The sequence below is a fragment of the Paenibacillus peoriae KCTC 3763 genome (assembly GCF_000236805.1).
In the GTDB taxonomy this organism is placed as follows: Bacteria; Bacillota; Bacilli; order Paenibacillales; family Paenibacillaceae; genus Paenibacillus; species Paenibacillus peoriae.
In genome coordinates this window covers 1-26,901 of record NZ_AGFX01000011.1, presented here as the reverse complement: position 1 = coordinate 26,901, position 26,901 = coordinate 1, and the positions used below count along the sequence as shown (strand labels likewise).

General features: G+C 40.2%; 23 protein-coding genes. 7 read left to right on the top strand and 16 right to left on the bottom strand.

Annotation, left to right across the window (positions count from 1 at the left end):
* Positions 1–302 precede the first annotated feature (302 nt).
* The 4 genes from thrC to KQI_RS0102500 all read right to left on the bottom strand — a co-directional run bounded on the left by thrC (position 303) and on the right by KQI_RS0102500 (position 5,327).
* Positions 303–1,694, bottom strand: a complete 1,392-nt coding sequence (gene thrC, locus KQI_RS0102515; protein WP_010345130.1) for a threonine synthase — start codon at positions 1,692–1,694, stop codon at positions 303–305.
* A 215-nt stretch (positions 1,695–1,909) separates the two neighbouring features.
* On the bottom strand, positions 1,910–3,253 hold the full coding sequence (locus tag KQI_RS0102510; RefSeq protein ID WP_010345129.1) for a TldD/PmbA family protein: 1,344 nt from the start codon (positions 3,251–3,253) through the stop codon (positions 1,910–1,912).
* 3 nt (positions 3,254–3,256) lie between these two features.
* Positions 3,257–4,651, bottom strand: a complete 1,395-nt coding sequence (locus KQI_RS0102505) for a TldD/PmbA family protein (protein WP_010345128.1) — start codon at positions 4,649–4,651, stop codon at positions 3,257–3,259.
* Between the two features lie 409 nt (positions 4,652–5,060).
* A complete protein-coding gene (locus KQI_RS0102500) occupies positions 5,061–5,327 on the bottom strand; it encodes a hypothetical protein (RefSeq protein ID WP_010345127.1) in 267 nt (88 codons plus the stop codon).
* A gap of 109 nt (positions 5,328–5,436) precedes the next feature.
* On the opposite strand from KQI_RS0102500, the gene KQI_RS0102495 reads away from it, so the two are divergent.
* The gene (locus KQI_RS0102495) at positions 5,437–5,661 is read left to right on the top strand and encodes a helix-turn-helix domain-containing protein (RefSeq protein WP_010345126.1); all 225 of its coding nucleotides are present in this window, start codon (positions 5,437–5,439) and stop codon (positions 5,659–5,661) included.
* 499 nt (positions 5,662–6,160) lie between these two features.
* On the opposite strand, the gene KQI_RS0102490 is transcribed toward KQI_RS0102495, so the two are convergent.
* Together KQI_RS0102490 and KQI_RS0102485 are read right to left on the bottom strand one after the other, a co-directional pair.
* Positions 6,161–6,727, bottom strand: a complete 567-nt coding sequence (locus KQI_RS0102490; RefSeq protein ID WP_010345124.1) for a hypothetical protein — start codon at positions 6,725–6,727, stop codon at positions 6,161–6,163.
* 6 nt (positions 6,728–6,733) lie between these two features.
* Positions 6,734–7,624, bottom strand: coding sequence for a hypothetical protein (locus KQI_RS0102485; RefSeq protein WP_010345123.1), 891 nt, complete (start codon positions 7,622–7,624; stop codon positions 6,734–6,736).
* Positions 7,625–7,963: 339 nt separating this feature from the next.
* Between KQI_RS0102485 and KQI_RS0102480 the strand changes: the two genes are divergently transcribed.
* The 4 genes from KQI_RS0102480 to KQI_RS28420 all read left to right on the top strand — a co-directional run bounded on the left by KQI_RS0102480 (position 7,964) and on the right by KQI_RS28420 (position 9,180).
* Positions 7,964–8,275, top strand: a complete 312-nt coding sequence (locus KQI_RS0102480) for a transposase (protein ID WP_010345122.1) — start codon at positions 7,964–7,966, stop codon at positions 8,273–8,275.
* Between the two features lie 94 nt (positions 8,276–8,369).
* The gene (locus tag KQI_RS28695; RefSeq protein ID WP_169314542.1) at positions 8,370–8,507 is read left to right on the top strand and encodes a hypothetical protein; all 138 of its coding nucleotides are present in this window, start codon (positions 8,370–8,372) and stop codon (positions 8,505–8,507) included.
* A gap of 56 nt (positions 8,508–8,563) precedes the next feature.
* Positions 8,564–8,965, top strand: a complete 402-nt coding sequence (locus tag KQI_RS28425; protein WP_169314541.1) for a DDE-type integrase/transposase/recombinase — start codon at positions 8,564–8,566, stop codon at positions 8,963–8,965.
* Positions 8,962–9,180, top strand: a complete 219-nt coding sequence (locus tag KQI_RS28420) for an integrase core domain-containing protein (protein ID WP_138984791.1) — start codon at positions 8,962–8,964, stop codon at positions 9,178–9,180. Before KQI_RS28425 ends, KQI_RS28420 begins: the two co-directional genes overlap by 4 nt.
* 47 nt (positions 9,181–9,227) lie before the next feature.
* Here KQI_RS28420 and KQI_RS0102470 read toward each other — a convergent pair whose 3' ends face one another.
* Both KQI_RS0102470 and KQI_RS29495 read right to left on the bottom strand, forming a co-directional pair.
* A complete protein-coding gene (locus KQI_RS0102470) occupies positions 9,228–9,557 on the bottom strand; it encodes a site-specific DNA-methyltransferase (protein WP_010345121.1) in 330 nt (109 codons plus the stop codon).
* A 209-nt stretch (positions 9,558–9,766) separates the two neighbouring features.
* The gene (locus KQI_RS29495) at positions 9,767–9,889 is read right to left on the bottom strand and encodes a hypothetical protein (RefSeq protein ID WP_277813512.1); all 123 of its coding nucleotides are present in this window, start codon (positions 9,887–9,889) and stop codon (positions 9,767–9,769) included.
* On the opposite strand from KQI_RS29495, the gene KQI_RS29755 reads away from it, so the two are divergent.
* A complete protein-coding gene (locus KQI_RS29755; RefSeq protein WP_169314539.1) occupies positions 9,839–10,048 on the top strand; it encodes an IS3 family transposase in 210 nt (69 codons plus the stop codon). The genes KQI_RS29495 and KQI_RS29755 overlap by 51 nt on opposite strands.
* 295 nt (positions 10,049–10,343) lie before the next feature.
* Here KQI_RS29755 and KQI_RS0102465 read toward each other — a convergent pair whose 3' ends face one another.
* From KQI_RS0102465 to KQI_RS0102430, 8 genes are all read right to left on the bottom strand, one after another.
* Entirely contained in the window at positions 10,344–12,242 is a 1,899-nt protein-coding gene (locus KQI_RS0102465) for a Druantia anti-phage system protein DruA (protein ID WP_010345118.1), read from the bottom strand.
* 74 nt (positions 12,243–12,316) lie between these two features.
* Positions 12,317–17,854 carry a DEAD/DEAH box helicase gene (locus KQI_RS0102460; RefSeq protein ID WP_010345117.1) on the bottom strand — a complete coding sequence of 1,846 codons (5,538 nt, stop codon included), beginning with the start codon at positions 17,852–17,854 and terminating at the stop codon, positions 12,317–12,319.
* On the bottom strand, positions 17,847–18,920 hold the full coding sequence (locus KQI_RS0102455; RefSeq protein WP_010345116.1) for a hypothetical protein: 1,074 nt from the start codon (positions 18,918–18,920) through the stop codon (positions 17,847–17,849). The genes KQI_RS0102460 and KQI_RS0102455 overlap by 8 nt, the downstream gene beginning before the upstream one ends.
* A gap of 2 nt (positions 18,921–18,922) precedes the next feature.
* Positions 18,923–20,743 (bottom strand): coiled-coil domain-containing protein, encoded by a 1,821-nt coding sequence (locus KQI_RS0102450; RefSeq protein WP_010345114.1) that lies wholly within the window; start codon positions 20,741–20,743, stop codon positions 18,923–18,925.
* Positions 20,744–20,765: 22 nt separating this feature from the next.
* Positions 20,766–22,430 (bottom strand): competence protein CoiA family protein, encoded by a 1,665-nt coding sequence (locus KQI_RS0102445; protein ID WP_010345113.1) that lies wholly within the window; start codon positions 22,428–22,430, stop codon positions 20,766–20,768.
* Between the two features lie 663 nt (positions 22,431–23,093).
* On the bottom strand, positions 23,094–23,618 hold the full coding sequence (locus KQI_RS0102440; protein ID WP_010345112.1) for a VOC family protein: 525 nt from the start codon (positions 23,616–23,618) through the stop codon (positions 23,094–23,096).
* A gap of 51 nt (positions 23,619–23,669) precedes the next feature.
* Positions 23,670–24,296 carry a type 1 glutamine amidotransferase family protein gene (locus KQI_RS0102435; protein ID WP_010345111.1) on the bottom strand — a complete coding sequence of 209 codons (627 nt, stop codon included), beginning with the start codon at positions 24,294–24,296 and terminating at the stop codon, positions 23,670–23,672.
* Between the two features lie 109 nt (positions 24,297–24,405).
* The gene (locus tag KQI_RS0102430) at positions 24,406–25,368 is read right to left on the bottom strand and encodes a helix-turn-helix transcriptional regulator (RefSeq protein ID WP_010345110.1); all 963 of its coding nucleotides are present in this window, start codon (positions 25,366–25,368) and stop codon (positions 24,406–24,408) included.
* A 378-nt stretch (positions 25,369–25,746) separates the two neighbouring features.
* Here KQI_RS0102430 and KQI_RS0102425 point away from each other — a divergent pair.
* The coding region (locus KQI_RS0102425) for a contractile injection system protein, VgrG/Pvc8 family (RefSeq protein WP_010345109.1) at positions 25,747–26,901 on the top strand (1,155 nt) is incomplete at its 3' end.

Genomic DNA, 26,901 nt, shown 5'->3' with positions numbered 1-26,901 from the left:
TAAATAACTCTATAAACCTCTCATATCCTGTTATATTCACAAGGCCTAATCCCTTGATTTACGGGCTTTTTTCACCATTTTCACTTGTTCTATACCTTACTCAATATGGGACAATTATGTGAACGAATGAAGCCAACTCTCAAATTGTATAGGAGAAATCATACCGTATATCATTTCCTCTGTCTTCGATACACATACGCCTTTCCGGCAAATATGGAGGTAACAAAAAGAGACCGCGCACAGGGCGTAGCCTCTTTTCCTCATCCTATCGGGATATAGTACGTCATTGCTGAAATGATCCTCTACACATAAAAGGCTTCAAGCTGACGCACGATTTCTGCCTCGTCATGCTCTACCACCTGCTGGTGCTGCGGCTTGGAGAACAATTGTTCAATTGGCGCCGGGAACTCCTGCTGAATGTCCACCAGACGGATGGCTTCATCGAATTTGGCCGGATGCGCAGTCGCAAAGGTCACACATACTTCGTCTGAGCCATTATACGCCTCATATGCGGCAATGCCGCAAGCCGTATGCGGGTCCAGCAAATAATCGTATTCGACCTTGTATTTTTTGATCAGCTCCAGACACTGCTCATTCGAAGCCCCGAGAGCTTCAAAATCCTGCTGTACCCGTTGCAAATCCTCTGCACTGACCACAATCCGCCCCTCGGTTTTGAGGTTGTTCATGTATTCAGATACCTTTGCTGCATCTTCCCCGAGGAAGTAGTACAGATATCTTTCGAAATTACTTGCCACTTGAATGTCCATGGAAGGACTGTATGTGCTTTTGAAATCACCTGGCTTGTATTCGCCTGTCTTCACGAAGCGTTCCAAAATATTATTTTCATTCGTTGCAATGATCAGCTTATGAATTGGCAGACCCATTTTCTTCGCAAGAAAGCCGGAAAAAATATTGCCAAAGTTGCCGGATGGCACGCTGACATTGATCTTCTTCGTACCCGCTGACTCCTGGGCCCGGAAATAGGCATAGAAGTAATACACCGTCTGCGCCAAAATACGCACAAAGTTAATCGAATTAATCGCACGCAGATGATGTTTGCCTTTGAAATCGAGATCTGCAAACAGGTCTTTGATGACTTTTTGACAATCGTCAAAGTTTCCTTTTACAGACAGATTCAGTACATTTTCATCGTCAACCGTCGTCATTTGCAGTTCCTGTACCTTGCTCACCTTCTGATGCGGATGCAAAATACAGATTTTAATACCTTCCTTGCCACGCACGCCCTGAATGGCTGCCGCTCCGGTATCGCCTGAGGTTGCGCCCAAAATGTGAATGATCTCATTCTGCTTTTTGGATACATAGGAATAAAATTCACCCATAAATTGCAGCGCCACATCCTTGAACGCAAACGTAGGCCCGTGGAATAGCTCCAAAATAGACAGGGATTCGTTAATCTTCTTCACTGGCGTAACTTCCGGGTGACGGAAGCTTGCATAACTGCGTTCCACCAGCTGCTCCAAATCTTCACGAGGAATTTCATCATTGATATACAGCGCAAAAACTTCCAGCAGCAGCTCTCTGTAGCTCAATGTTGCCCATTTCTCCAGTGTAGCCACAGGCACCACCGGAATCTGCTCCGGTACCATCAAACCGCCATCGTCAGCTAACCCCATGAGCACGGTATCAATAAATCCCTTGGCTTCTACTCGACCTCTAGTGCTTATATATCTCATATACATCCTCCAATAAAAATTCAATTCGAACCTTTTTCGAATATATTATTGTCTATAATACCCTGTCGCGGTGCTGTAACCAAGCCTTTTTTTCATATTTTTAAAACCTTTCTCCTACTTTACCATACCCCGAAGCATCAGGCATCTGTAATCACCAGGCAATCGGAACGTCAGAATCAGACTATAAATATGGAAAGAAGGAGATTTCTCCAGTGTTAGGAGCCTGAAATCGAGAGTGAGGCCAGCTTGAGTGAAGGTGAAGTGCAGCTTCCCGTAAAACGCAAATCATTGCCAACCTCCTCTACCTGCTGCAACACATCAAAGAAGTTGCCAGATACGGTAATTTGATTGACCGCTCTGACCACTTGCCCCTGCTCAATCCAGTATCCCAGACAAGCCAGCGAAAAATTTCCGGACGCCGTATTTGTTCCCGCATGCAGTCCTTGCAGCTCAACGATCATCAACCCGCGATCCATCCTGCGAATCATATCCTCCAACGTAGAGGTGCCTGGTTCCACATACAGATTATGATATGACACACCGATTTTTCCGTTATAGCTGCCCTTGGAAGCATTGGAGGTACTCTGCACCCCGGCCTTGCGAGCCGTCTTGCGGTTATGGAAATACGTCCGTAGTTCCCCGCCCTTGATGATCTCGTTACGGCGCGTTGCGCTGCCTTCGGCATCAAACGTACTGCCTGCCGGAACGTTCTTCATAAGCGGATCATCCATCAGCGTGATGTGCTTGCTTGTCACCTTTTGCCCCAGTTTCCCAGCCAATCGCGAAAAGCCTTTATCCACCGACTCCGCTGAAAATACCGTCGTATACGCAGCCAGCAATTGCGCTGCTGCATCATGACGGAAAATGACCGGATAGTTATCCGATTGAATCGTGTGAGCCCCCAGACGGGAAACAGCCTCTTGTACCGCCCTGTGCGCCACATCTGCAATATCGATATCTTCCACACTCCGCAGGGAATAATCATGCCAGCCCCCGGTAACGGTCTCATCATGTTCTTTTGCGATGACGTATACATAGGCGGTCGCCAGGCTTTTGCGGCGATGGCAATGCAATCCCTTTGTATTAACAATCAGGACCTCATTTTCACGAATGCTGACCGAGCAATGCCGAGCCATCACAATCCGTGGATCTGCGGCAAGCGCTGTCCGCTCCATTTCTAGCGCCGCTTCGATAAGAATCTCGGGAGCCGTGTCGGTCAGCTCAGCGGTATAGGCAGGCTGCTCAGGGTAGCTCTCAGAGCCTGCAAACAGCTCATCCTGCTCCTCGCTCTCCAATATATCCGCATTGCTGCGTGCTTCTTCCAATAAAAAGTCGATCACGTCCGGTTCCAGCTTCTCCGTAGAGGCATAGCCCATTTTCCCGTTAATGACGCCCCGGAAGGAAAGTCCACCGTTTTCGACGATTGTATATTGGTCAATTTCTCCCTTCAACACCTTTACCGAGGTAGAACGTCCATTCACATAGTAGATTTCCATATCCGCGTAGCCGATTTCCCGCCCCTTCGTGAACAACGCTTCCTGAAATTGCTGAATATTCATCGCTTATTCCCCCTTCCGTCCGCCGACGGTCATTTCAGACACGCGAATCGTCGGCTGTCCACAGTTGACCGGAAGACTTCCGCTGACCGAGCCGCACATGCCCTGACCATGATCCAGATTGTTGCCAACCATATCAATATTTTGCAGGGTTTCAATCCCTTTGCCGATCAGTGTTGCCCCTTTGACCGGCTCGGCAATTTTACCGTTGCGAATTATATACGCCTCTTCAACTGCAAAATTAAAATCGCTAGTCGAAGTATTCACCGAACCGCCGCCCAGCGATTTGGCATAGATCCCGTACTCCGTCTTAGCAATGATTTCTTCACGGGTGGACTCGCCATTCGCAATAAACGTATTGTTCATGCGGGATGCAGGCGCGAATTTATAGGATTGTCTTCGCCCTGACCCTGTCGCAGGCATACCCATCTGACGCGAGCCCATCCGGTCGATCAGATATCCTTTTAAAATGCCGTTCTCGATCAGTACGTTGCGCTGTGTAGGCGCTCCTTCATCATCGATATTGAGCGAACCCCACGCGCTCGGAATCGTTCCGTCATCCACAGCCGTGACCAGCGGTGAAGCCACCTGCTGCCCGATCTTATTGGCGAACACGGACGTTCCATGGGCCACCGCCGTAGATTCCAGCCCGTGTCCACACGCCTCGTGAAAAAGGACTCCGCCGAAGCCGTTCTCAATCACGACGGGGAGTCTGCCGCTAGGCGCATAACTCGCTTTGACCATCGTGGACGCAATACGGGCGGCGTGTCTCGCATTTTCTTCGATATTCAGATTCTCCAGGAATTCAGTCCCCGCATACGCTCCCGGCCCGCGAAAACCGGATTGTCGATGCTCCCCAGCGGTCGCAATGGCGCTTATTCTCATGCGTGTATACGTGCGGGTATCCTCCACCAGTAATCCATTGCTATTGGCGATCAGTACGTTCTGGATCGAGTTGCTAATCCCAATGGAGGTTTGCGTGATGGAAGGATCGTATTGGCTGGCCGCCTCATGCGCACGTCTCATCATCTCGATCTTGGCGCGCTTTTGTGACCCATCAGGAATGATAGCAATCGGATGTTGGTTAGGGATAGCATGGGGATGGAGTGTAATCGGTTGTGTACCTAGCGCTCCACCTCCGCGAATAGCCTTAGCGGCCGATTTTGCCAGTCGAATCAGGCTCTGTTCGCTCATGTCGCTGGTATAGGCATACACCGAGAAATGCTCCTTCATGATCCGAATGCCAATCCCAAAATCCCGGCCTGACAGCGCCGTATCCACGACTCCCCCGGTCATCCCCAACTGTCCATTGGTACGATCCTCGACGAACACCTCTGCAAAATCTCCACCCGTCTCCAGCGCGGCTTGCAGCATATCCTGAATTTGTATTGGATGTATCATCACGTTCCTCCTCGTTTTTGCCATGTTTCATATTGTACGGTTAAGCGATCAAGATAACATGCGGGTTCATGTTTATTTCCCATAACTTTACTATACATGATGTTGGGAGTGGGCGTAACTATTTGGATGGCGGTATGTTTGGTGTTTGGTTGGAGTGAAGATTTATGCGCGGGGATTGGGGGGGAAAATGAGAAAACCCGATCAGACCGTGAAAGGTCATGTCGGGTTTGGCTTTTTAAGGAGGTAGTACGTGCAACTAAGGCCGCTACGTAGACGGATCATTCTTCCGATCGCTGTTGCCCCCAGATTTTTTTGAATTATATTTTAATGGTAAAATCCGGGTTCAAAGGCGAACGCATCGCTTCTCCAGAACGATTCCGTCCCCTCCGCTGCTATGTTTGGGTTTGCTTCATTTTGTTTCAATTTCTAACTGATTAGTTAAAATACTTTTCTCTAAACGGATATAGTACAATACATGGTTTAGTTCAATCTCCGTTGAGTGTAAATAATAAGCAGCTTCCTTAACTGCATCCATGCTCAACGCTCCTGCTTTGGCAGCGATAATGTTAAACGCATCTCCAAGTAATTTAATACAAGTTTGAATCCTCTCTGTGTATTGCTTTTCAAGTTCTACTAACTTTTCATACTCCGCTACCATGTCACTCTGAGAAGTCAAAATATTCCCCACCTTTTGGTACGTATATGAGTACCAGTTTTACAAAAAATTATATGTTACGTTTATGCGTATCGTCAAGAAAAATTTGTAAAATAAGGCGGGAACCCTAATGGCAAAGAAAGTAGTTGTGAAAATTAACGAAATTACGAGAAAACACAATATCTCCTTGAGAGAACTATCACGTTTATCCGATGTACGACACGCTGCTCTAAGTGAACTTCAATCCGGTAAACGTGAAAGTATTAATTTTAATCATATTGAAAGAATCGCCGATGCTATGAATATTGAAGATATTCGTGAGATTATTGATCTGGTTGAGATGGAAGAAGATTAGTTATTATTTACTTCCCCAAACTCCTTAACATCTTTACTTTCAATAAAATGGTACTATTAGATTGAAAAGTGGACAACAAGAGGCGAGTACTCGAGAATAAAATCAATTTTATTCGAGGTTTTCACATGAGTGAAAAATACGATAAGTCTTTATTTCAGTTGATTGAAGATGAAGGGAATATGATCGTTTAAGTCGCTTGAGAACTGGGATCCTCCCCCCATATACTGGAATGTACTTTTTTACTATCAAATTGTTACAGCTTCATCCCTATGATCCATTGCTTTGAAGAAAACTACTATAGCAACTTCCACAATGATAAATAGGAGCCTTTTTAAATAGCATTATATACTTATTTCTCTAATGAAAATATAAACAATAATCCCTAAATAAGGGATCCGCTATCAAAAATATGAATACCCCAATTTATCTCATATCCATTATCCTTCAAGTCCTAATATTCATTAACTTCTTCTCTACACACAATAGCAACTCAGACGCTCTATGGATTATATGTGACGTAATGAAATAAAGTCTTCATATTTCTAATTGATATAAAAACTGAATGAATAGTTAATGTAAGCCACAGGGTAGCACTTATCCAGCCCCATAGAGGTATTGAAATGCTACTAAATTTTAATGGCACCAATGAACCTACATAAAATAGTAGAATACTAATCAACACAACAATTAGTTGAATTATTACAGCCCAAGTGAAAAAAACAATTAATATCTCATAGACAGATAATGCCCCTGGAGAGCTTCGAGTGTTCCTTAATCTCTCCATGGAGTTTCCTGCGGTAGAAATGATTGTAATACTAGCAATATTAAAACCAGCTAATATTGAAATAGCAGCAATTACTTGACCACTTAGTTGCTGAAACTTGTCAACTAAATCTTTAAAGTTTGTAACATATTCAGATGTAAAAAGTAATAATAGCGATGACATCAAAAATGGAACAAGCACATCGACAATAAGTTCAGAGCGAGAAGAATTTCTCCAGTATTTCTTAAAAGTAACCCATGGGAAATTGTTGGCTTTTAGAAACCTCATTACGCCCCTTAGCATGACTTATCATCCCCTCAATATTCTTCTTTGTTCTGCTACTTCCCGCAGAACATTTTCTACAGAGGTCATCATAGGTTGGTTATTACGATCAACCTCAACCCTTTTTTTATAATGCTCTTGAGATTCATCTAGTTTAATTACTTTTTCAGCCCCAGCCAATTTACCTCTTACAACAATTTTAGTGACGCCTTGCTGATCTTTATATTTTTTGATCATAGGCAACACGCCTATCATGCCTTGCCGTTGATATTTAGCTTTGAATTCCAACTTTACATCAGTAGCACTGATTTCTTCAATGTCATTTTGCAGTGCACGTATAGCCACATTTTCATCAGCTGCTAACTCTGTCTTAGACACCTCAATAGTAACTTTGTGCACCGTGTTTAATTGTTGTATACTCTCAAAAAAGTTATTTTCCACAAGCGTACAAATCTGTATAAACGTTAATGTATTGTTTCGGATTACTTGTTGACCAAGTTGTTCAATGTATTCTTCAAATTTTGGCCTGTTAAGTTTTAAGTTACTCTGGAGAAGTAATAAACCATCAGCTTTTTTTATAATAAAATAAGTAGATTCTGTTTCTCCTTCACGCAGTAATTTAGGATTAGGGCGAAGCGTTAACTGATCTGCATGTAATAATTCTCCGGTTGTTCCGTAGTCAGCAGATAAAAAGCGGCCAAATATGTAATGTTGATCAGAATCAAGGTGATCCATATACATGAGCCATGAATCATTATAGCGCCTTGTCCTTGTTTCTACAGACAGCGAAAAAATGTGATCAAAGATTTGCTGAATAATGTCAGAGTCCCATTTAATTGCATCGGTAGCATGTCTGTTTTGAATTATATAATGCATGTCAATCTGATAAGCGTTAAACCTTTTTGGCTTTTTTAGCATAATAATCCTCCCTTTCTAAGAATATAGTACCACAAAATAACATTTGTTGAGTCTTTAGACTCTATCAAAATAAAAAAAAGCATTAGAGCATAGGACATGTGAGATCCAGCGCATGAATATGTTGGTATTGGTATGAATGTGATATATATGCATTCATTTAGAAATTGCTTTGTATAATTAGTAGTCCAGAAGTTATTATGGTTATTTAATTACAACAATCACTTCCTATACTGCATTTTTCCCTAAATAAATCCTTGTTGTTCTCTCTTTAGCCCCCTAATGAACTTGGACACTAAGAGTGTATATGGATTACACTACTAGTGATAAGGGGCTGAGGAAATGACACGAAATAAACATTCTAGAGAATTTAAACGCCAAATCGTCAAGGAAGCCATCGAAACCGGGAATAAGGCGGCTGTAGCCCGGAGATATGAAATTGCCGTCAATATGCTTCACCGTTGGGTAAAGGAATTTGAAGAAGGTAAATATGGTGAAACTTCACTGGAAACCATACATGGACTGGATTCCAAAGTGCTTTCCCAAGAAAATGATCAATTGAAGAAACTACTAGGTGAACAGGCACTTGAGATTGCGATACTGCGTGACTTGATAAAAAAGAAAAACCCTCATTTGCTGAAAAAGTTGAAGTAGCGGAACACTACATCCGTGAAGGATATGCCGTCACGTTGTACTACGACTGGCCAACATCCCGAGATCCAGCTACTACTACCATAAAAATGGAAAAGTGATCAAGAAAACAGCAAGTGAGGGACGACCAAAGCCAGGATATTCGCTGCGTTCGGACGGTGTAAAAGTACCGGATGCTCAGATTATGGAACGGATTATGGAGTTGGTTTCTGCAGACGGCCATGCGTATAATTAACCGTCGCTTTACCCCGAGATGAAGGCCTAATCATTAACAAAAAGAAGGTTTACCGATTGTGCAGAGAACTGAACATCCTGCGACCACAGCGAAAAGTGAACTCGTCTTACCCACGGAAACTGGCACGAAATCGGATCATTACGAATTCGAACCAACTGTTTGAGACGGACATTAAGTACGGTTATATTGCAGGAGAAGACCGATTCTTCTTCATTCAGTCTTGCCTCGATGTTTACGACCGTTCAGTGGTCGCTTACCACATCGGATTGTGGTGCGAGGCCAAAGATGTGATCCAAACGCTACAAACGGCCTTGTTTAAGAGACAATTATTTGAGGCGCAAACCAAACCTGTGATTCGTTCAGACAATGGCCCTCAGTTTATTTCTCATGGGTTTGAAGCTGCCTGTGAAAACTTTGGAGTGAGCATGAACGCATTCCTCCACGAACACCGAATATGAACGCACATATTGAATCTTTTCATAGGCTATTGCAGGATGAATGCTTGGCTCACAACGACTTTGAAACGTACAGCGAAGCTTATGAAGCCGTCACTGAATTCATTCATTTTTATAATGAACGAAGAATTCATTCCAGCATTCGCGATTTGTCGCCGTCTCAGTTTTATGAGAAAAACCAGACAAAACCGATTCCGATCCGAGAAGTTCGTGTATAAATTCAAAAACAGAGTCTCGATGAGCAAGAGAGAGTTAGTGTCCAAACTTAGGGGGTTAATCCGCTTGCTTCGTCACCAGCTACTTCATACATTCGAGTATAGGCAGCCAATAGGAAATCATAAAATTGGTGATTGTCCATCTTATCATTCTCAATCTTCAATGCGTCCTTCGTCTTGCCCGTATAGTCCACATTGTAGGGTGGATCAGTTACAATAAGCTGAACCTTCTTACCATCCATCAATCTTGTAATATCCTGCGGATTAGTCGAGTCACCGCAGATTAGCCTATGCTTCCCAAGTAGCCAAATTTCACCTTTACGCGTAATCGGATACTCAGGCAATGCTTCTTCTAAATCAAAATCATCCTCATCATCCACGGATTCTTCATGTAATGTATGGTCTGGGTGGCTGACATCACGTACATTAAGACAGATGAAGACTGATTATATCTAGCGAGAATTATAGATTTGTACAGCCGTAAGATTGTCGGGTTTCACATAGATTAACGGATGACTAAGGAACTCGTGCTTACGACGTTAGATCGCGCCTACAGTCAGCAACAACTGCTCTCAGAGGTATGCATCATTCAGACCACGGCAACCAGTATGCATCCCACGACTACCAGAGACGGCTCCACAAATACAAAATGAAAGGCAGTATGAGCCGCCAGAGAGGCTGCTACGATAATGCGCGCATCGAATTGTTCCACAGTGTGCTCAAGAAAGAACTCGTGTACTTGGAGAAATTAAAAACACATAAGCAGGCCAAGAAACGCTTTTTTGAATACATCACTTGCTTCTACAATAGAAAACGAATCCATTACGCTATTGGCTACTTTACATCCAATGAGTACGAACGTACATACTGATTTGTTGCATAATATTCTCGGTTTTATGTGTCTACTCTATATTGACAGTGGTTCGTTCCCTTTCTGGCATGCGGGGAAGGTACTGGACAATATGGATATTCAATTCTCAAAGCGCAACGAGGATTCATCCCTCTACCTCCTGTTTCATTTTTGTGTGAAACTAGGCCATGCAAATTAAAAATTCAAACAAAAGCAAAAACGGAATTAAATAAGCCGACTCCGGTTATATACCGAAGCCAACTCGCAGAGTACGGTTTTATTCATCAGTCCACAAAATTGAGGCCAGATTATTTTATTACTGTCCTATTTTTTTTCCTAACAGAAAGTCATCAACACCAAAATTAATTAATTGTTGCATAACATCATTATTCTTTATCCTCATTGATAACCAACGTTTTCTCCAAAATTCACAGATAGCTTCTGTCATCTGATGAGGTTCATCTTGACTTAAATAGTAACGAGGCTCATCTTCTTCTCCGCGCAAATATTCATATGCATTATCAGCTAATCTCACACCATATACGATCCGCTTGAAATTGTGATTGAGTAAGTGATCCGATGGAAGCCCTAGAGCATCCAAGCCTGCCCTAATTAATCGCATTCGAGGGCTCGTCCCCTCTCCAAACGTATTATTAACTATACGTCTCCCGTACAATTTCGTTGTCAGTTCAGAAAAGGCTTCAACCGTTTCATCGGATATATATACAGTTCCAAAACCCTTAGTTATACCTAAAGACTCAAAGCCAATTTTATACATTGGCTCACTACCATTCAAAGCATATTCAGGAATGGTTACTCGATTGTATTGACTACTCCCTGTTTCATAAAGACTTGTTGTACCTAAAAAAACGAGATGCGCTGGTTTTACAACAGGTTCGCCTTTCATTGCAGAAGCAATTACTGATATCTGATTTTTATATTTTTTCTGATATGCTTGAATAAGTTCAGGACTCAACATCAACATTGAAGTTAATTTTCCACCAAGCAGAAAATTGTATGGTGGAACCGCTCCGCAAACAATGATATCCATCATATTTGCTCCAACTTTTTCTTTTTTATTGGACTGTAACGCTGTAGACAGAGCAGATCGTCCACGTGAAGTCATAACAAGTTGCTGAAGTGCCTTTAGCGGCTCGTTAACATTAAAATTATTAAAGAAAGTCTGTGCTTTAAAAATATTAAGAAGAGCCTTTGCTCGTTTCACTTTGTAAAACGGACTTTGACAAATATCATTCCAGTTTACATCTTCTGAATTTGAAGTAATTCTAGGAGCTGCTGCTCTGTTCCCTACTCCTCTCAAAAAAACACTTAATGTATTTGCATATTCTTCGGCATTTGATAGATCAACTTCCTCATCTAGTAAATCACGTACCTCAATTCCTGATATTGATTTTACAAGGGACTGAGTCAAAGAATTAATTATTTGTCGGGCTGTGATATCGTCCATCGTGTTCATACGTTCTCGCAGGCCCTCTAGTGTCCAGCCTATTTCGTTATCGCGACAAGTTATTTGTACAATACTGTTTCCAAGAGCAGCAATACCTATAATCGGATGATACTCCTGTGCTGAATCTCTGACTAATACAAATATATTTCTTCCAGGTGTTGGTTTATGCGGTAACGTCCACGTCAAACGAAAGTATCTCCAAATATCAAGTAATTTAAATCCTGTCTTTTCGTCCCTATCTGACCTAGATTGTACAATTTGTAAATACGGCTTAATCGCGTCAGCTTTCCACTCTTGTATACCGCTAAGAAGTTCGTCAACCGGTGATATCAGATTCCTTATTGACACCTTTTTCCCATTGTACTTTCTCTCTTTTTCCATTCTAAAAATAAACTTTTTAATTGAGTCATTCTCTAATTGCTTGTTTCTTTCACGTAAAAGAGCTTCTCTGTACCATTGCTTCGTTTCAACATTATCTGGTGTTATGGGATGATAAATATTAGCAATCCCATCTCTGAATGTTAACTCCCATCCCTGTGAAAACAAATCTCGAAACAACAATAATAAGCTTCGAAATCTCATCTCATCTAGCACTTCATCATTATTGGGATCAGGGATATTATTTGCAATCCAAAGAGCCCTCTCTTGCCCAGCCATAATACCTTCTGCCGTCTTCAGTATTTCAGTAAGATTTTGCAAATACTCTTTCGACAAGGATGGCTGTATTACAGATTTTCCAGCTATCATATTTTCTCACCTGGCCGTTAAAAATAAAAATGTCACCTCCCACCTTTCGGAGGTGACATTATATTAGTAATAAATCAAGCCTTCATAACCTTTTCTTTGAATTGTTTGTAAACCAATGACAAATTTCTACTAATCAAATATTCATTAACTAATAGTAGTTGCCCTTCAGAAAAATGTTTGGTTAACGGATGTAACCTGCTAGAGTCTGTTTCGTCAATTAAACTTGGATATACGCCAATAACGAGAAAACTATCTTGAGTACTAATTATCCATGGCACTCGAGTTCCATTATAACTCACATTATCTTTGCATGTGTAGCCTTCCAATTGTAAAAGTCGAATTAGTGGTTCGAGGATCATGCTTTGATTTTCAACATCTGAAATATCAGGTACCTTAGAATAGATCATGTACCGCAACAATTGAGCTCCTAAATGCCTGTCCAAATGAGTATGCCAATACCTGTTTTGATAATGTCTGATGCAATCTGTACAGGAACGATCACACCCTTGATTACAACTCTCTAACAAATCCAGTGCCTTGTTTAACACTAATGGCAAATCTTTACCTGTTTGTTCGGCATACCCCGCACCACCAGCCAAAGAATCAAACATATAAATATCTGCTCTTAATGTTTCGTCTGGACTTAATTTTACTAATCTATAGCCTGATTTAAATTCTGAAGGATCAATATCTAACTCCCTACTTGCAGCCAATAACAATGCTTCAGAGACTGTTCGTAATGCATCATTGAGAATATGATTTGCCAAATTTAGACTTACTGTTCGAACGAATGGTTCTTCAATATTTAAGCGTATAAGTAACAAATCACTCTTAAAATCGTGCCCTAGAAATACATTCTTAAATGCGCCATGGCATTTTGAAGCCACGTGTACTCCATACACAGGCTCAACTTGATAAGGGCGATCATGTGAACCGTTTGGTGACTTATCTTCAGGATCCACTACTTTCGACGCTCCACACGCCTCGCATACATAAAATCCTGCATTACTTTCATCATTTCCCTTATTAATTGTAACAAGCCATCTATCCTTTGCTTGCACTGTTAATAATCTTTCGCCAATTCTCCCCCACTCGCCTAAATCGTCTTCTGACAACGGGAGCGGGAATTGTGCTGTAGTAGCATAAGTCAACTCTTGTTCGTCATCACCTTCAGTAATAGGAGCTCCCTTTTCGGGGAGAAACACCTCTGGTATTAGTAGTTCTCCTGTATCAAGTGGCCCTTCACATACAGGGCATGGATCAGTTTCGTTTAATTTTACAGTTTCATCTATGTCCCGTACGAACGTACATCTCCTACAGGACACATATTTCCGTAAGTTATGCTGAAAAAGTTTCTCCGCCCGATCTGCATCTGTAACCTTAGCTGCATTCGCAACAATTCCTCCAGAGCGATAGGTCTTTTTGTCGATAACTACCAGCCTGCCTGGTGCATACTCGCTTAGTGCCTGATCGATGGATTGTTGAGGCAATTCTTTAGTAACTACTTTATAACTATTTTTTCCTTTTTCCTTTCTCATTTCGATTGGGAAACTACATAGACTTGTAGGAAATGCATAGCTTGGTAAGAACCCTTCATCAAATAAATACGTTAAAAGCTCATCTCTACTTGAACTTAAATCCACATCATCTTCATCATCCACTTCTGAATTCGTATCATCTGAAGAACGCGTTTTAAGACTCACTTCGTTCAGTTTATGCAACAACTCGTCTATAAAAATGTGTACACACTCGGCTTTGTCACTAGCAATTTCTTCAGGGAGCCATTCGATTATCCTTTTCACTATAATTGATGTTTCTTGTTCGATCCATTCGATAAATCTTGATTTTCTAAAATCACTGTCTGACTCTTCATTAAAAAAATCTGTGACCGACCCAAGAGCTGCAAATAGATTTTTATCCCGATCTACCTTTATTTCATCTCTATCAATCATGTCATGAAAAAAAGTTTGAAACAAAAAAGCAAACACATGCCTTTTAGCAATTTTAATATTGTTAACCTTTATCATTGGCAGCCTAGGAGTTCCCGATACAATTCTAACAGGATTTTGAAAATAAAAACTATCATGAGGTGCACCCTCAGCATACGTGATAACAGTAGAAAGTGATGAACCGCGGCGCCCTGCTCTCCCGGCTCTTTGTTGGTAATTTTCACGCTGAGGTGGAACATTCCTTAGTCCAACAGCGACTAGCGAACCTATATCAATACCAACTTCCATCGTGGTGGTACAACTCAATATATCTACTGATCCCTCTTCCAGATCATCTTGTTCTAACTTAACGTCCTGAAAACGAAGCTCATACATTTCGTTCGAAGCAAAAATTTCTCCAGCATCTTTGTGAGAAAGCTGTGCTGTATGTTCCTCAGCAGTGACATACTTTGGTCGGTTGTTACCACGAACTGACATTACAACTGGATTTCGTAAAAATCCTTTCCGCGCTTGTATATAGTCATGAGTTTCTGGATCTAGAGTAATGATTTCTTTACTTCCACAATTAACACAATAGTCCCCAAACTTTACTGGAGAAAGGAACGTACAACTATTACATTTGTACCACTCCGACTCAATGTCAATATTTAACACAACATCATTACTATCAATAACATAAGCATCGCCAGCTTTATGGCAAAGTCTTTTCCGCAACACTTCTTGAATACTCGTTATTTCATCTGAGGTACAATTAAAATAATTTTCCAAAATAAACTTTTGATTCTCTCCAATTTTCCCCGAACTTGTCCATGAACTTTGCGAATATCCAGCTGCTTTGCGCCTCACAGAGGAAGAAATCTTAGTTTCTAATTCAAACGCATAATCATCTAGAATCTCTTCAATAAAATAGTTGATAAGTGCTTCAATTTGAAGAGAATCAATTTTACCAGTCACTGCTGATATTTCATTTTGTATTCTCTCCAAGGCTGACCTAGTGGGTTTGAGATAACCAACAGTAGCCGCTCGTAACGAGTATTCTCTGTTACACAATTGCCTCAGAATCGCCTTATGGTAACTTGATGAAGGTCTAACGTCCCATTGCTCTTCAAGAGCAATTCTTAATGATCCTGAGTATTCTTCTTTAAATTCACGAACATCTAAGAGTAGTGATTTTCGATCATCCCCATCAAAAAATTGAAGATTGAATTCAGAAACTATTGATACAAAAGCAATATATAGCGCATCATTTATTTTCGGATCCCTATTACATATTGCTTTATAGCGAACAGCAGCTAAAACAATAGCTTGCCTAAATGTATCCCATTCAACTTCTCTTGGAATATCTCTAGCTAAACGAGCAGCCTTTTGTCTTCCATCCGAAAATAATAATACCTTCCTGCCACCATTTGGGTACTCATTACTCTCAATGCGCTGTGCAGGTTGATTAAACAATTGGGCTTTAACAAGATTTGCGAATGGCGCTTCTCCCTTTGTAGAGAGATTCATAATTTTACTTTTGTTCTTTTTCCACTTTCTAAGGCAAATTGGACAGCAGTTAAATACTCTCTCCCCAGTAGCAGTATTACTAATGGGTTTAAATACTTTAAGAAATCCTTCTAATTGCAGTGGCTCAGTATCAAAAAGTTTACCTGAACTGATATCTAACCAAGCAGGAACGCTATGTTCGATAGCTCGTTCGTTTGGCTTACCATCAACTAGCAATTGAATTTTATAAAGGCGATCTTCAACCTCATCGTTTACTCCAGTTATATTCGTTGGCTCATGAAGTAAAAATTCACCATCCTCGCCGTGTGTATACCCAACTATAAAGGCTGCACCGCAATCCCTATGAGTTAACAATTCATATACTCGCGCTTTTTTCTGACATGTACAATTTAACATAGGAACCGCATGCAATCGTCCAAGAATTGGATTCTTGTCTGTCTTGTCCAACCGATTCTCACATTTTTGATTTGTACATGCATAAAGACCAGGAATTCCTCTGAAAAATAAATGAAGTCTAGTAGGCAAGAATACTTTGTTGTCTATTTCTCTTTTTGCCAAGGCACCCAATGCTAAAACGACTTCCGTTGCTTGTTGAGCTATTTGTTCATCAGTATCTGGAAATAGCTCTTTAGATAGATGCCGCAATGGGAGTGCCTTCCCACTTAAGACTTTAATCATTTGTTCCGCTGGTCCCCAACCTGTCATTTGGGTAAAGAGGTGACAAATAAATTTACTACAATCACTACCTTCAAACACTCTCCAATTTATCTTTCTTGCTGTAGCGTTAAACTCATCAATTGCAGCTTTTAGATTAGTCAATGTATTTTGAATAACAGACAAATCTACATTTGAAAGGATCTCGGCCTGCGTTGTTGTTCCTTTACTCGCCCCATAACGCGATTCCAGATCACCCGTTATCAACTGAAATGTTCTTGCCGTCTTCGTGGTTATACCTGTCAACTCTCCAGCGAAATCTATGATAGCTCGTTCATCCTCTTCGCTCTTCCCCAAACTTGCACTTGTCAGTATGCACTTCATTCTACTACGATCTATTCCTAATCTAGCCATTAAACGTCTTATTAGAAAGGCAACTTCTGCCCCACCAGTACCACGATACATATGAGCCTCATCTAAAATTAGAATCAGCTTATTGTTTGGATCAGCTTCGAGCCATGTTTTGGTGTCTTGAAATATTTTCCGTTCAATAGGGCGCATGAGCATATACTCTAACATTGAATAGTTGGTAATCAAAATATCAGGACATAATTCTTGCATTTCATGTCTTGTTAATAGCTCCCTGTCATTTGACTGTGTTTTTAGACGAAGATTCCAGTTTCTCACAACTCTTGATTTACCTTGACGTTTACCTGTTTTATAAGCATCATTTTCTTCCTTATGTTTTGCATAAAATTTGATCAGATCCTTGCTTGGCCATTTTCCTTTCGATTGTAATTCCCTTACTTTCTCTGTGTCTCCAGCATACTTTAAATAAAAATTCTCAAACATTTTTTCAATGTGTGCTGTAGTCTTCCCGGATTTAGGCACCCCTGGGTATGGAGTTTTTGAGGTGTATGATCCAAACTGTATATTCCTTGATCGTCCTTTTTTTAAAAAAGAAGCTACTCGTTCATCGCCAAACAATCTTCTTATTCTTCCTAATTGATCATTGACCAAAGCATTCATAGGATACAATAAGATAGCACGACATCCTCGCATTGATGCCACATTTGCTCGCTCCGTTGCCTCTATTGCTAAGGAGCCTAAAATAGGCATCAAAAAGCTCTCTGTTTTTCCAGATCCCGTTCCTGTAGCAACTATTATGTCTTCATCTTTACCTAAAAAAGACTCCAGTGCTTTAACCTGATGTGTATAAGGTTTTGGAAAGACGCCTACCCCAGGATTGCTTAGTTTAGCAACTTGCATTAATATTTCTTTAGCTGGATCAGGGATATCCAAGGTCTCATAGGATGCCCCCAGTTTATAGCTTGGTGTTGCCTCTATATAAGGTTCCTGACTTATTTGACCAAGTTGGTTTAGTAGTTGGAATCTTTCTCTGATCAAGCTGTTGTTTTTGATATGATAAGCTGACTCAAGATAGGATCGCAAAGTATTATGAAGCACTTTTGAGATTTCAAAAGCACCATATGTCTCATTCATCTTTAGTCCTCCTTCTGACAGGAAACTGATAACCATAGGATTTAAGTAGCTGTTCAACATGATTGTGAAATTGTTCAGATACGTAATACTCATAAGCATTTTGTTTAAACGAAAAAATCAAAACATGGCGTTCAATTGCTCTTGGGAGTTGCGGAATTACTTTCAAATAATTATTATTCCAATGAGCGACTGGAAAGTGCCTATTATATACACGTAAACCAAGCATTAACCATAGTCGAGTATCTTTATCTGTAATCGATAGTTCTTTCATTAAATGTCCATCATTGAACTCTCCGAGAAAGTACCGTTTATTTGAGTCAGTTGTTTTGCATAACCAAGTACCTGATGTACCTTGATCTAAAATCGAACTTTGATTTATCCAAAGAGAGCGATTGTTATTTTTCCTATTTCCAGAAGTATTGAATACTTCAAATTCTTCAAAGCCTTGAATACTCTGACTCCCTGATGAAGACAACTGGATTATTTGCATCTCCACCCAATTTTCCAAGCTAGTAGGCTTCCAGCCTACCCAATTCGTGTATTCTTGCCACCAACCTCGGTCCCTTTTTACAGTATCAGGTATTTTCTGATTTTCGATTATTCGTCCATACCCAGCAATCTTAGCATCAGGTAACAAGAGTCTTATTATTTCAGTTGGAATACCTCCTACAACAACAGAATATTGGCTCTCCGGCAGTTCAATTAGTCGTAGCGGAGTAGGCAAAAAATAACCATTACGCAAACGAACCATATCACCAATTTGTTCTAGTCTGCTACAAACAGAAGAGATTACATCAGTCGTATTTTGTGATTCCTCATCTCTTAATTCTGGCCAAATGGTATCCAAATATTGAAGTAACGTTCGCTTACGAATACGTACTGGCTTTATATTATTGTTAACGCCTTCCGAATGTTCTTTTGAGGCTAGATCATGAAGAAGAAGTCTCCAATACTCAGTTATGAAAAGTTCTCTCTGAAATTCAACATTCTCAGAAATTGAAACAGTCTGATTGTTTAAGACCAACTCGACAAGTTCTTTTTGGTTAAGTACTCTTGCATTTTCCATAGTCATTGACCTTCCAAAGTCATATGCTTAATGAGTGCTTTACATCTTTCATCTAATTCTATTTCATCAAATAACTGCTCCATATGATCCGAAAAACACATGGAAGTTGTTGGGATTAGCCATCCAAAATTCACAGACGAAAAGTCAAATGATGAGTCTAACTGAATCATCGTTTTATAAGTGGCTGCTATTGTCTTTCGCCACAAAATACTACCATGTTCAACTATGCCCTTGGGTAACAAATCTTCTATTTCAAGATAGTCATTTATTTCGATTTCTTGCCTTGCCAATATATTTGATTCAATCACACCATTGGTATATGGAGTAACGTTCTTATAGCTCCAGCCAATATAATCCGTATTAAATACAGGCCCAATTTCTAGAAATTCTCTACTCAAAGCTAAAACAGAGGGACCAGTTACAAGAGTTGCCATGAAAACAATCGGTACCTTCTCATTTTTCAGCCTTACTATACGTTCAGCAATAAATTTTTTAAAATTAGCTCCGTAAACTTCAAAGGCTGAGCGATTCATACCTTCCAAAATAATGGCGATGGGATGGCCATAAGATTTTGCTTCACTAATCCACTCGTCAAATCGTTCTTTTGAAACAAGCTCTTCTGTCTTACCAAATGGAACATTGATAACTTTTACTGTATGACCACATAGGCTCGCAGCGCAATACTCGGCAACAAACATGGCCATAGACCCACTAAACATAACTAATTGGTTAGACAGAACTGCTGACAGCACTTCAAAAGAAATAGATTTCGCGTCCGCTAACTTTATACCTAAACTGTTCAAATTACTTTTCAAATGAGTAAGCGCCTCTTCTGAACTGGAAAGTTGGATTGGTGCTAATTCAAATTCAATGCTTCTCTCGACAAGCTGATTAGCCTCAGCAGACGCTGCAATCTGATTTGCATTCTTGTCCCACACTGCATTTGATATTAACTCATTTAAGTTTATTTCCTTAAAGCCATCTTCTAGTCTTGAATGGTCTACAGCGAGCGCATTAATATGTTGTTCCAACTCCATATTTTTTTGCTTTATTAAAAACACTTGGTCTACTAAACGCTTATAACTATCTGATGAAATAGATTCCAATTTTGACAGCTTATCTATATCCTTGCCTAATGTTGAGATTGCATAAGCGTTTTCTTGAGTTTTATTCCTAATCCTAGCAGTCTCTCCTCGTAATAAGGAAATCCCCTGCTTAAACTCGTCGGAATCGTTACTTAATATAGATAGATTTTCTTGCATAATCTGCATTTGTTTTTTTAATAATTCATCTTGCTGTTCAGAACTTGTGACAAAACGTTCTTCCAAGTTGTCAAAACGCCCTTGTAGTTTTTTAATCATAGGCGTAGGGGCTAAAGTTACTAACCATAATATATCCATATCTATATTGAATGGTCCGAACCTCAACCAGTATCTAATTACATCCTGAGTTAATTCACCATGCACAAGATTATTTATAATGCGTAATCGCTCGTCCTGACTCTCTATCATTTTTTCAACAGTGTATTTAATATCTTGACAATTCAATAAATTCTTCAGGCCGTCTTGTGATGCTGTCCATAACAACCATATCTTTGAGAATAATCTCCACTCTTTTTCGTCCCAGCGATCAATTCTTCCAAAAAAAACTTTAAGCCTAATCTCAGTATCTTTTCCAGTACGAAAGCCCTTCATCTTAGGTAATACCTTAATCGCATTTGATAGAATTCCCGCTGGAATGAAATTCAGAAACTCCTTAAATTCGTCGAAAGAGTACTCTCTAATTGCTATTTTTCTTTCTTCCGGATAATCAATGAAATTCATATTTTAATTCACCTAACCTGCATCAATATTTTTTTACAGATTTCCTTATATACTCGTTTATACTCGCTTTTACATATGGGAGCATTGATTTAGGAATAAATCGAATTTTAGAGAAATTGAGAAGCAAATCTTGATCCAGTTTGTTGAAATGATTGATTTTCATCATATCAACTTTTTTCATGTTATCGTTTTTAATCATAATCTCTTTATGATTCATTGTTTTTAGAGTTATTAAGATCCATCTCATTTGCTCCCGCCATCTAGGGCTCATGGATAACTTATTAGCATTGATCAAAGCAATAGGCAATATTTCCACGTTCCCAAAGCCACCTGCATCAAGATAAACATGTTTATCTTGACCCAGTAACTTATTCAGAATTGAGGCAATCTCAGTAGAATTTTCATTGCTTACAATCATTTCATTCAATTGGTTCCCAAATAATTTAATTGTTAGAGAAACGCCATTTGGCAGATATACATCAGTCAATGTAAACTTGTATTCTTGAATTTTTCTGAAAAACTCTATAGCTTCTGTGGAATGCAAACTATAGGTTTCTTCAATATCAGCTAAATTGACTCCCTGAAACACAACACCATTTATTTTTGGTATCAACTTGATAGTATCTTGGCATACTAACCTCAAAGCACTTTCTCTATCGTCATCCAGCCAAATATCAGTTCTTCCAAGTGGCAGCTTTCCAATTGATAATAATACGGGAATCTCACCATTCCCTAAATGACGTATCTCTTGTTTTTCATCTAAATTTTGGACATAAATAGTTGACCATTTTTTTGCTCCCTCTGCTCCTACCACTGCGATAACAACTCTAGCTGTTGAAGAAATCACAGCTATTTCTTGATCAATCATTCTTTCTGGAATTGGCGTTACCAATTTTACTTCAGGCAAAGGAAAAGTTATACTCCGATTAAGAAACCTCTTAATCCACTGTTCCACAGATTTATTATATGAGACAGGTAATTTTACAATCATGACCGACCAGTTATTCTGGTCTTGTAATTTTCGGAATGCTAGCATGGGTGGCATACCGTGGAGAATTTTTATTTCATGATTATCCCAAACTAAAACATATGTCTCTCCCCATTGAAGAGGGATGTTTTCCGTTAGTCTCCGTCCTCCTAGTCGCGAATAGTAGAAGGCTGTGGGTATAATTTTATCTATACCTTTTATAGGATATTCAACTTTCATTTTCCACTCGTTTCTAACATCCCCACTGACTAGCACCCTGTAGTCTCGTGTTTGTAATCTAATCCGAATTCTCTTTCCATTTGTCCGTATGGAGGATAATGGAATCGTCCTCTCTCCTTCCCAAGCAAACGGAAATTTAAGAAATGCACTTCCCTCATATTGCCCTATTGCCGAGGGTATCTTTATATCAAGAGACCAGCTATCTTTTACTAGATCTAAATAGATATCTAATGACCTTTCACTTACAGCATCTACTGATATTTTTTCTCCCATTTGTGTCGCATAGATTGCTGGGGGTATGTATAACTCACAATTAATGTTAGTCTGTCCAGAGACATGAGCAAAATGAGGAACGCGTTTTTTCCCTTTTCTCAAAAAAGTATCTTTCTTACATCTAGGACAAATATAAGATATGCCTCTAATAGCCTCTGGAGAAGAGGCATGAACATGTTGCTTATTAGCATCTAGAGCCCACTCCATCAAGATCACACCTAACCTTTTTAATTAAGTCAAAATACCTAATTTTAAAGATTCGACATGATTTTTGGATTTCCCTCCACGTTTCTAAATCCCTCCAAATTAGATGACTTCAGATATGTTAACTCATACTGGCTATAAGATAAAGAAAGTAGAGCAAAATATAATTAAGGATACAGATCACTAATAAATAGTAGTATCTTCAAAAGACAGTGGCAAATAGTTATTATCCCCCTCCTACTTACTAAATAGCTTATCCTTAAACTTGATTGGATAAATGTTAAAAAATATTAAAAGAGAACGCTCAATTAAGAACGCTCTCTTCAATTCAAAATATAAAACTGTTAGGGCAAATTAAAATAACCCACATGTCTACACACCCGCCATCCAAACTCAAGTCCAATACGACCGAAACCTCAATTTTGTCCTTCAACACCTTGTTTTTAATGTCGGCTCCGTCTATCGAAAATGTCGTAAAACCGGTAAAGTATTGAAAACAAAGGATTTCTACGTATCGATTCGTTGCATTTCTATTACGCACTCCACATGCCTTGTTCGTGATAATGATGCCGTATTATCCGCCAACTATTTTGCACCAGAATTTCTATTACGTCATTTCAGCAGATAGCCACTTTTAATACATTTTATCAAAAAAAGTTGTTGTATCTATTCTCCACTAAAGCTTTTGGCCCATTCGGCAACCCTACGACTACTTTCTTCTTCTGACAAATCCTCGATCCTAGTCATAATAGACCATCTTACTCCAAAAGGATCCAATATACTTCCGAATCGATCACCTGAAACGAAATTTGCAATCGGTTCCCTTACTTTTGCTCCTCTTGCTACCGCATTTTCAAACACCTGATCAACATTCATTACGTAAATTCCTAAAGAATAACACGCATTGTCTTCATCTGGCGGCAAGACCAATTTATACGTCGGATTCGCTGCTCCCAGTTGCAAAAAACCATTCCCAAAGTCTAATTCCGCATGGACAATTATTTTATTGCCATTCTCATCAGGATATTCAGTAATATCCTTAACCCTTACATTGAAAACACTTTTATAGAACTCTATTGCTTCAGAAGGATTCTTCACTGTAATAAAAGGGGTAATAGATGTAAAGCCGTTGGGCATTCCACTCTTTGTATATTCACCTGACACTCCCATATATTCTCTGCTTTCAGTCATTTTAACTCCTCCTTTAAATGCTCGTAACAGTTCAATTTTATGCTTATACCTTCATTGAATTGAAGTCATCAACTCATGGAAATATTTGGATTTATGGGTCTTATTTAGACTATACCAGGCTTCTAATGTTTTAGAAGAAAATACACCCAGAGCTTTCAAAACGTGTACGGAAAATTCCAACGGAGCTGTTCCAGATGCAGTGATCAGTTTTTCATCCGTTACAACAGACTCCATTTTGTAATACTTTTCGCCCGTGTATGTGGGACAGGTCATTTTGAGGTATTCCAGATCATTGCTTGTATGCCAACGTGAATTCAGCAATCCTGCCTGGGCAAGTCCCATGGTAGCACCACAAATCGCTGCAACCCATATACCTTCCTCTAAGCACCTCTCCACAATTTTTAAGATGGGTTGGTGGATGGTTTCTGTCCATGTATTTCCACCGGGTAAAATTAATGTATCTGTACTCTCAATGCTGCACTCATCCAGTTTGATGTCAGGCAGGATTTTCAAGCCGCCCATTGTAGTTACAGGGGTCTTTTCAATTCCCACAGTAACTATTTTGGATGGAATCAGCCCCTTTTTATAATATCTTCCCGAGTTCAGTTCGGCAGTTAAGTAACCTATTTCCCAGTCTGCCATGGTGTCAAACACATAAAGATATACCGTACTATTCATTTACAAGTTCTCCTTATTTTATAATTTATCAAGTGATACCAACCCTCGGTAATCAATGATTATCCTCATTATAAAAAAGCTTCACTGACATCTGCTGTCAGTGAAGCTTTTAACGTTGATAATATTCCATTAACTCCGACGCAACAGCAACAAGTTTTTTCTTCAAGCTCTGTGGTTCGATGACTTGAATGGATTTCCCGTAGGGTAGGAGTAAATAAGGGACATAAGTGTGAAGTGATTTTTCCTCAAGCAAAAAGATTGCTTGATTTGAGGTCCGCTCTTTCAGATGATGCCCCAAAAACCAATGCAGACATAAGTCATCCAATACCTCTGACCTGCCTTCGATAATTAAAGAAATTAAACTGTCTTTGCCCACTAAACCAGGTAACAGATTTTGCATAAAAAATTCACGAGCCGAAAAAGCCTCAGGACGCTTAAATATGATTGGAGTACGCTTGATTTGTAAAATCCGATCTGCCCGAAAGCTACGGATCTCATTCCTTAGGTGACAAAATGCAACAGTATACCATTTGTTGTTCCAGTAAACCATTCCATAGGGGTCTATCACCCTATTCTTGGGTTGTTCTTCATGGCTTGTGCGATAATCCATTTCTACAGAGAATTCGTTGGCTACAGCCTGCTCCAATTCTGCCAATATCGGCTGAAGAGAAGGATCTCCCATGCGATTTATCACTTCAAATCCGGCCAAATGACGGCTGAGTATACTTTCCTGCTCCTGATTCGAATACATTTTCAACTTTGATGTCGCATTGCTTAATACCTCACTTAAAGGGTATCCAGCTTCTTTTGCAAAAACAGCAGCATGAAGGAGTGCCTTTTTTTCCTCAATATCAAATAGTAAGGGTGCTCTAATAAAATTATTCAGCAAGCTATACCCGCCATTATGACCCGTGTCGGATATTATAGGCACTCCACTGGCACATAGTGCATCAATATACCGATAAACTGTCCTTATATTTATTTCTAACTTTTCGGATATTTGTTTTGCAGTCATTTTTACGCCTGAATTCAGCATCCATAGAATCGCCAGCATATTATCGTTTTTTGGCATAACATGAACCCTCATCTTTCATTAAAGCTCAATCTTTTATAAATATCTTTTTATACTCCCTCTTACCATCTATTATATGCTTTTTTCTGCTCAAAACTCCCCTCCCATATCTTCTGGTTCCAAAAACACACATTGTAAATACCGCTTCCAATGGCTCATTCTGTAAACTAAATTCCCCCTTCAACCGATAAATACATATGCTGGGTTGTTAATTAAATATCACCTCTTGTACCTTTATAGCGTACAAACCTTGTAATACATATCTATCTTGACTGACAGTTGTACCCATCTGCGCTCTCTATAAATCAGAAGCAAATTCAAGATGACGTGCTTTACTTGGAAATACCCATCGCATCTAGAAAGGAGACATGAATTCACTTGAGCGTATTGTCAGAAGCAATCGGCTATGAAAGCCTGCGCTTTTATGGTCCCTTTCAACCACTACACATCGAACAACTTCAAATAACACGTACTATTAATGATCATTCCTATTTGCATATCAGTGGGTTGCTCTCCGAAGAACAGGGAGCAGCCTGCATTGGACAGGATATGGAGCAAGAGCCGATTGTCATTCGTCAGTTGGATGATCAGGGACAATCGCTAAGAAGACTGTTCCACGGGATCGTTACGCGCATGTCCGTACACTGTGTACGAGGCGTATATACATTTGAACTGGAGGCCGCTTCCCATTCGTACCAGATGGATATTAAGAGTAAAAGGCGCTCCTATCAAGATATTTACCGCACTTATGATGATCTGGTCACTGCACTGGTTCGAAAATATCAGTACGGAGATGCCATTGATACCGTAAGCAACTATGCCAAACTGGAGACATTTGTTTTACAATATGATGAGACTGATTGGGAGTTTTTAAAACGCCTCGCCTCTCGCTTTGGTTCCGTACTTGTACCAGAGGTAACCGCAGCTTCGCCCAAGGTTTTCTTCGGAATGCCAGAAGGCAAGCAGCATAAGGTAGAGCGGGATGTATTTTATCGAGTACGAAAAACGTTTCATGAACTGGATGCCGAAAAGCCTGGAGAACGTGCTGGCTCGTATGTCACCTATATGATTGAAAGTCTGCAATACTACGCGCTGGGCGATCTCATCACGTTACCGATTGGACAAGGTAAAGAACTGGTCGTGGTTCGGGCAGTGACAACGTTAGCAGATGGCTTACTGCGTACCCGTTATGATCTTCAAGCCGAACAGGATATTCGCTATGCACGTTACGAAAACGATCAGGCTACCGGGATCTCACTGACAGGAACGGTACTGAAGGTACAGCAGGATTTCGTCCAGCTTCAACTCGACATCGATCCGAAGCAAGATCCTGCCAAAGCCTGCTGGTTTCCCGTAGCCACCCGTTATGTTGCGGAAGAACATAGTGGCTGGTACGATATGCCTGAAATCGGAGAACAGGTGGAGTTGTATCTGCCTACACACCGCGAACAGGATGCCTATGTGACGGATTCGCTGCGACAACAACGCCACACAAATGGACAGCCGAATATGAAGGTATGGCAACATGTGCAA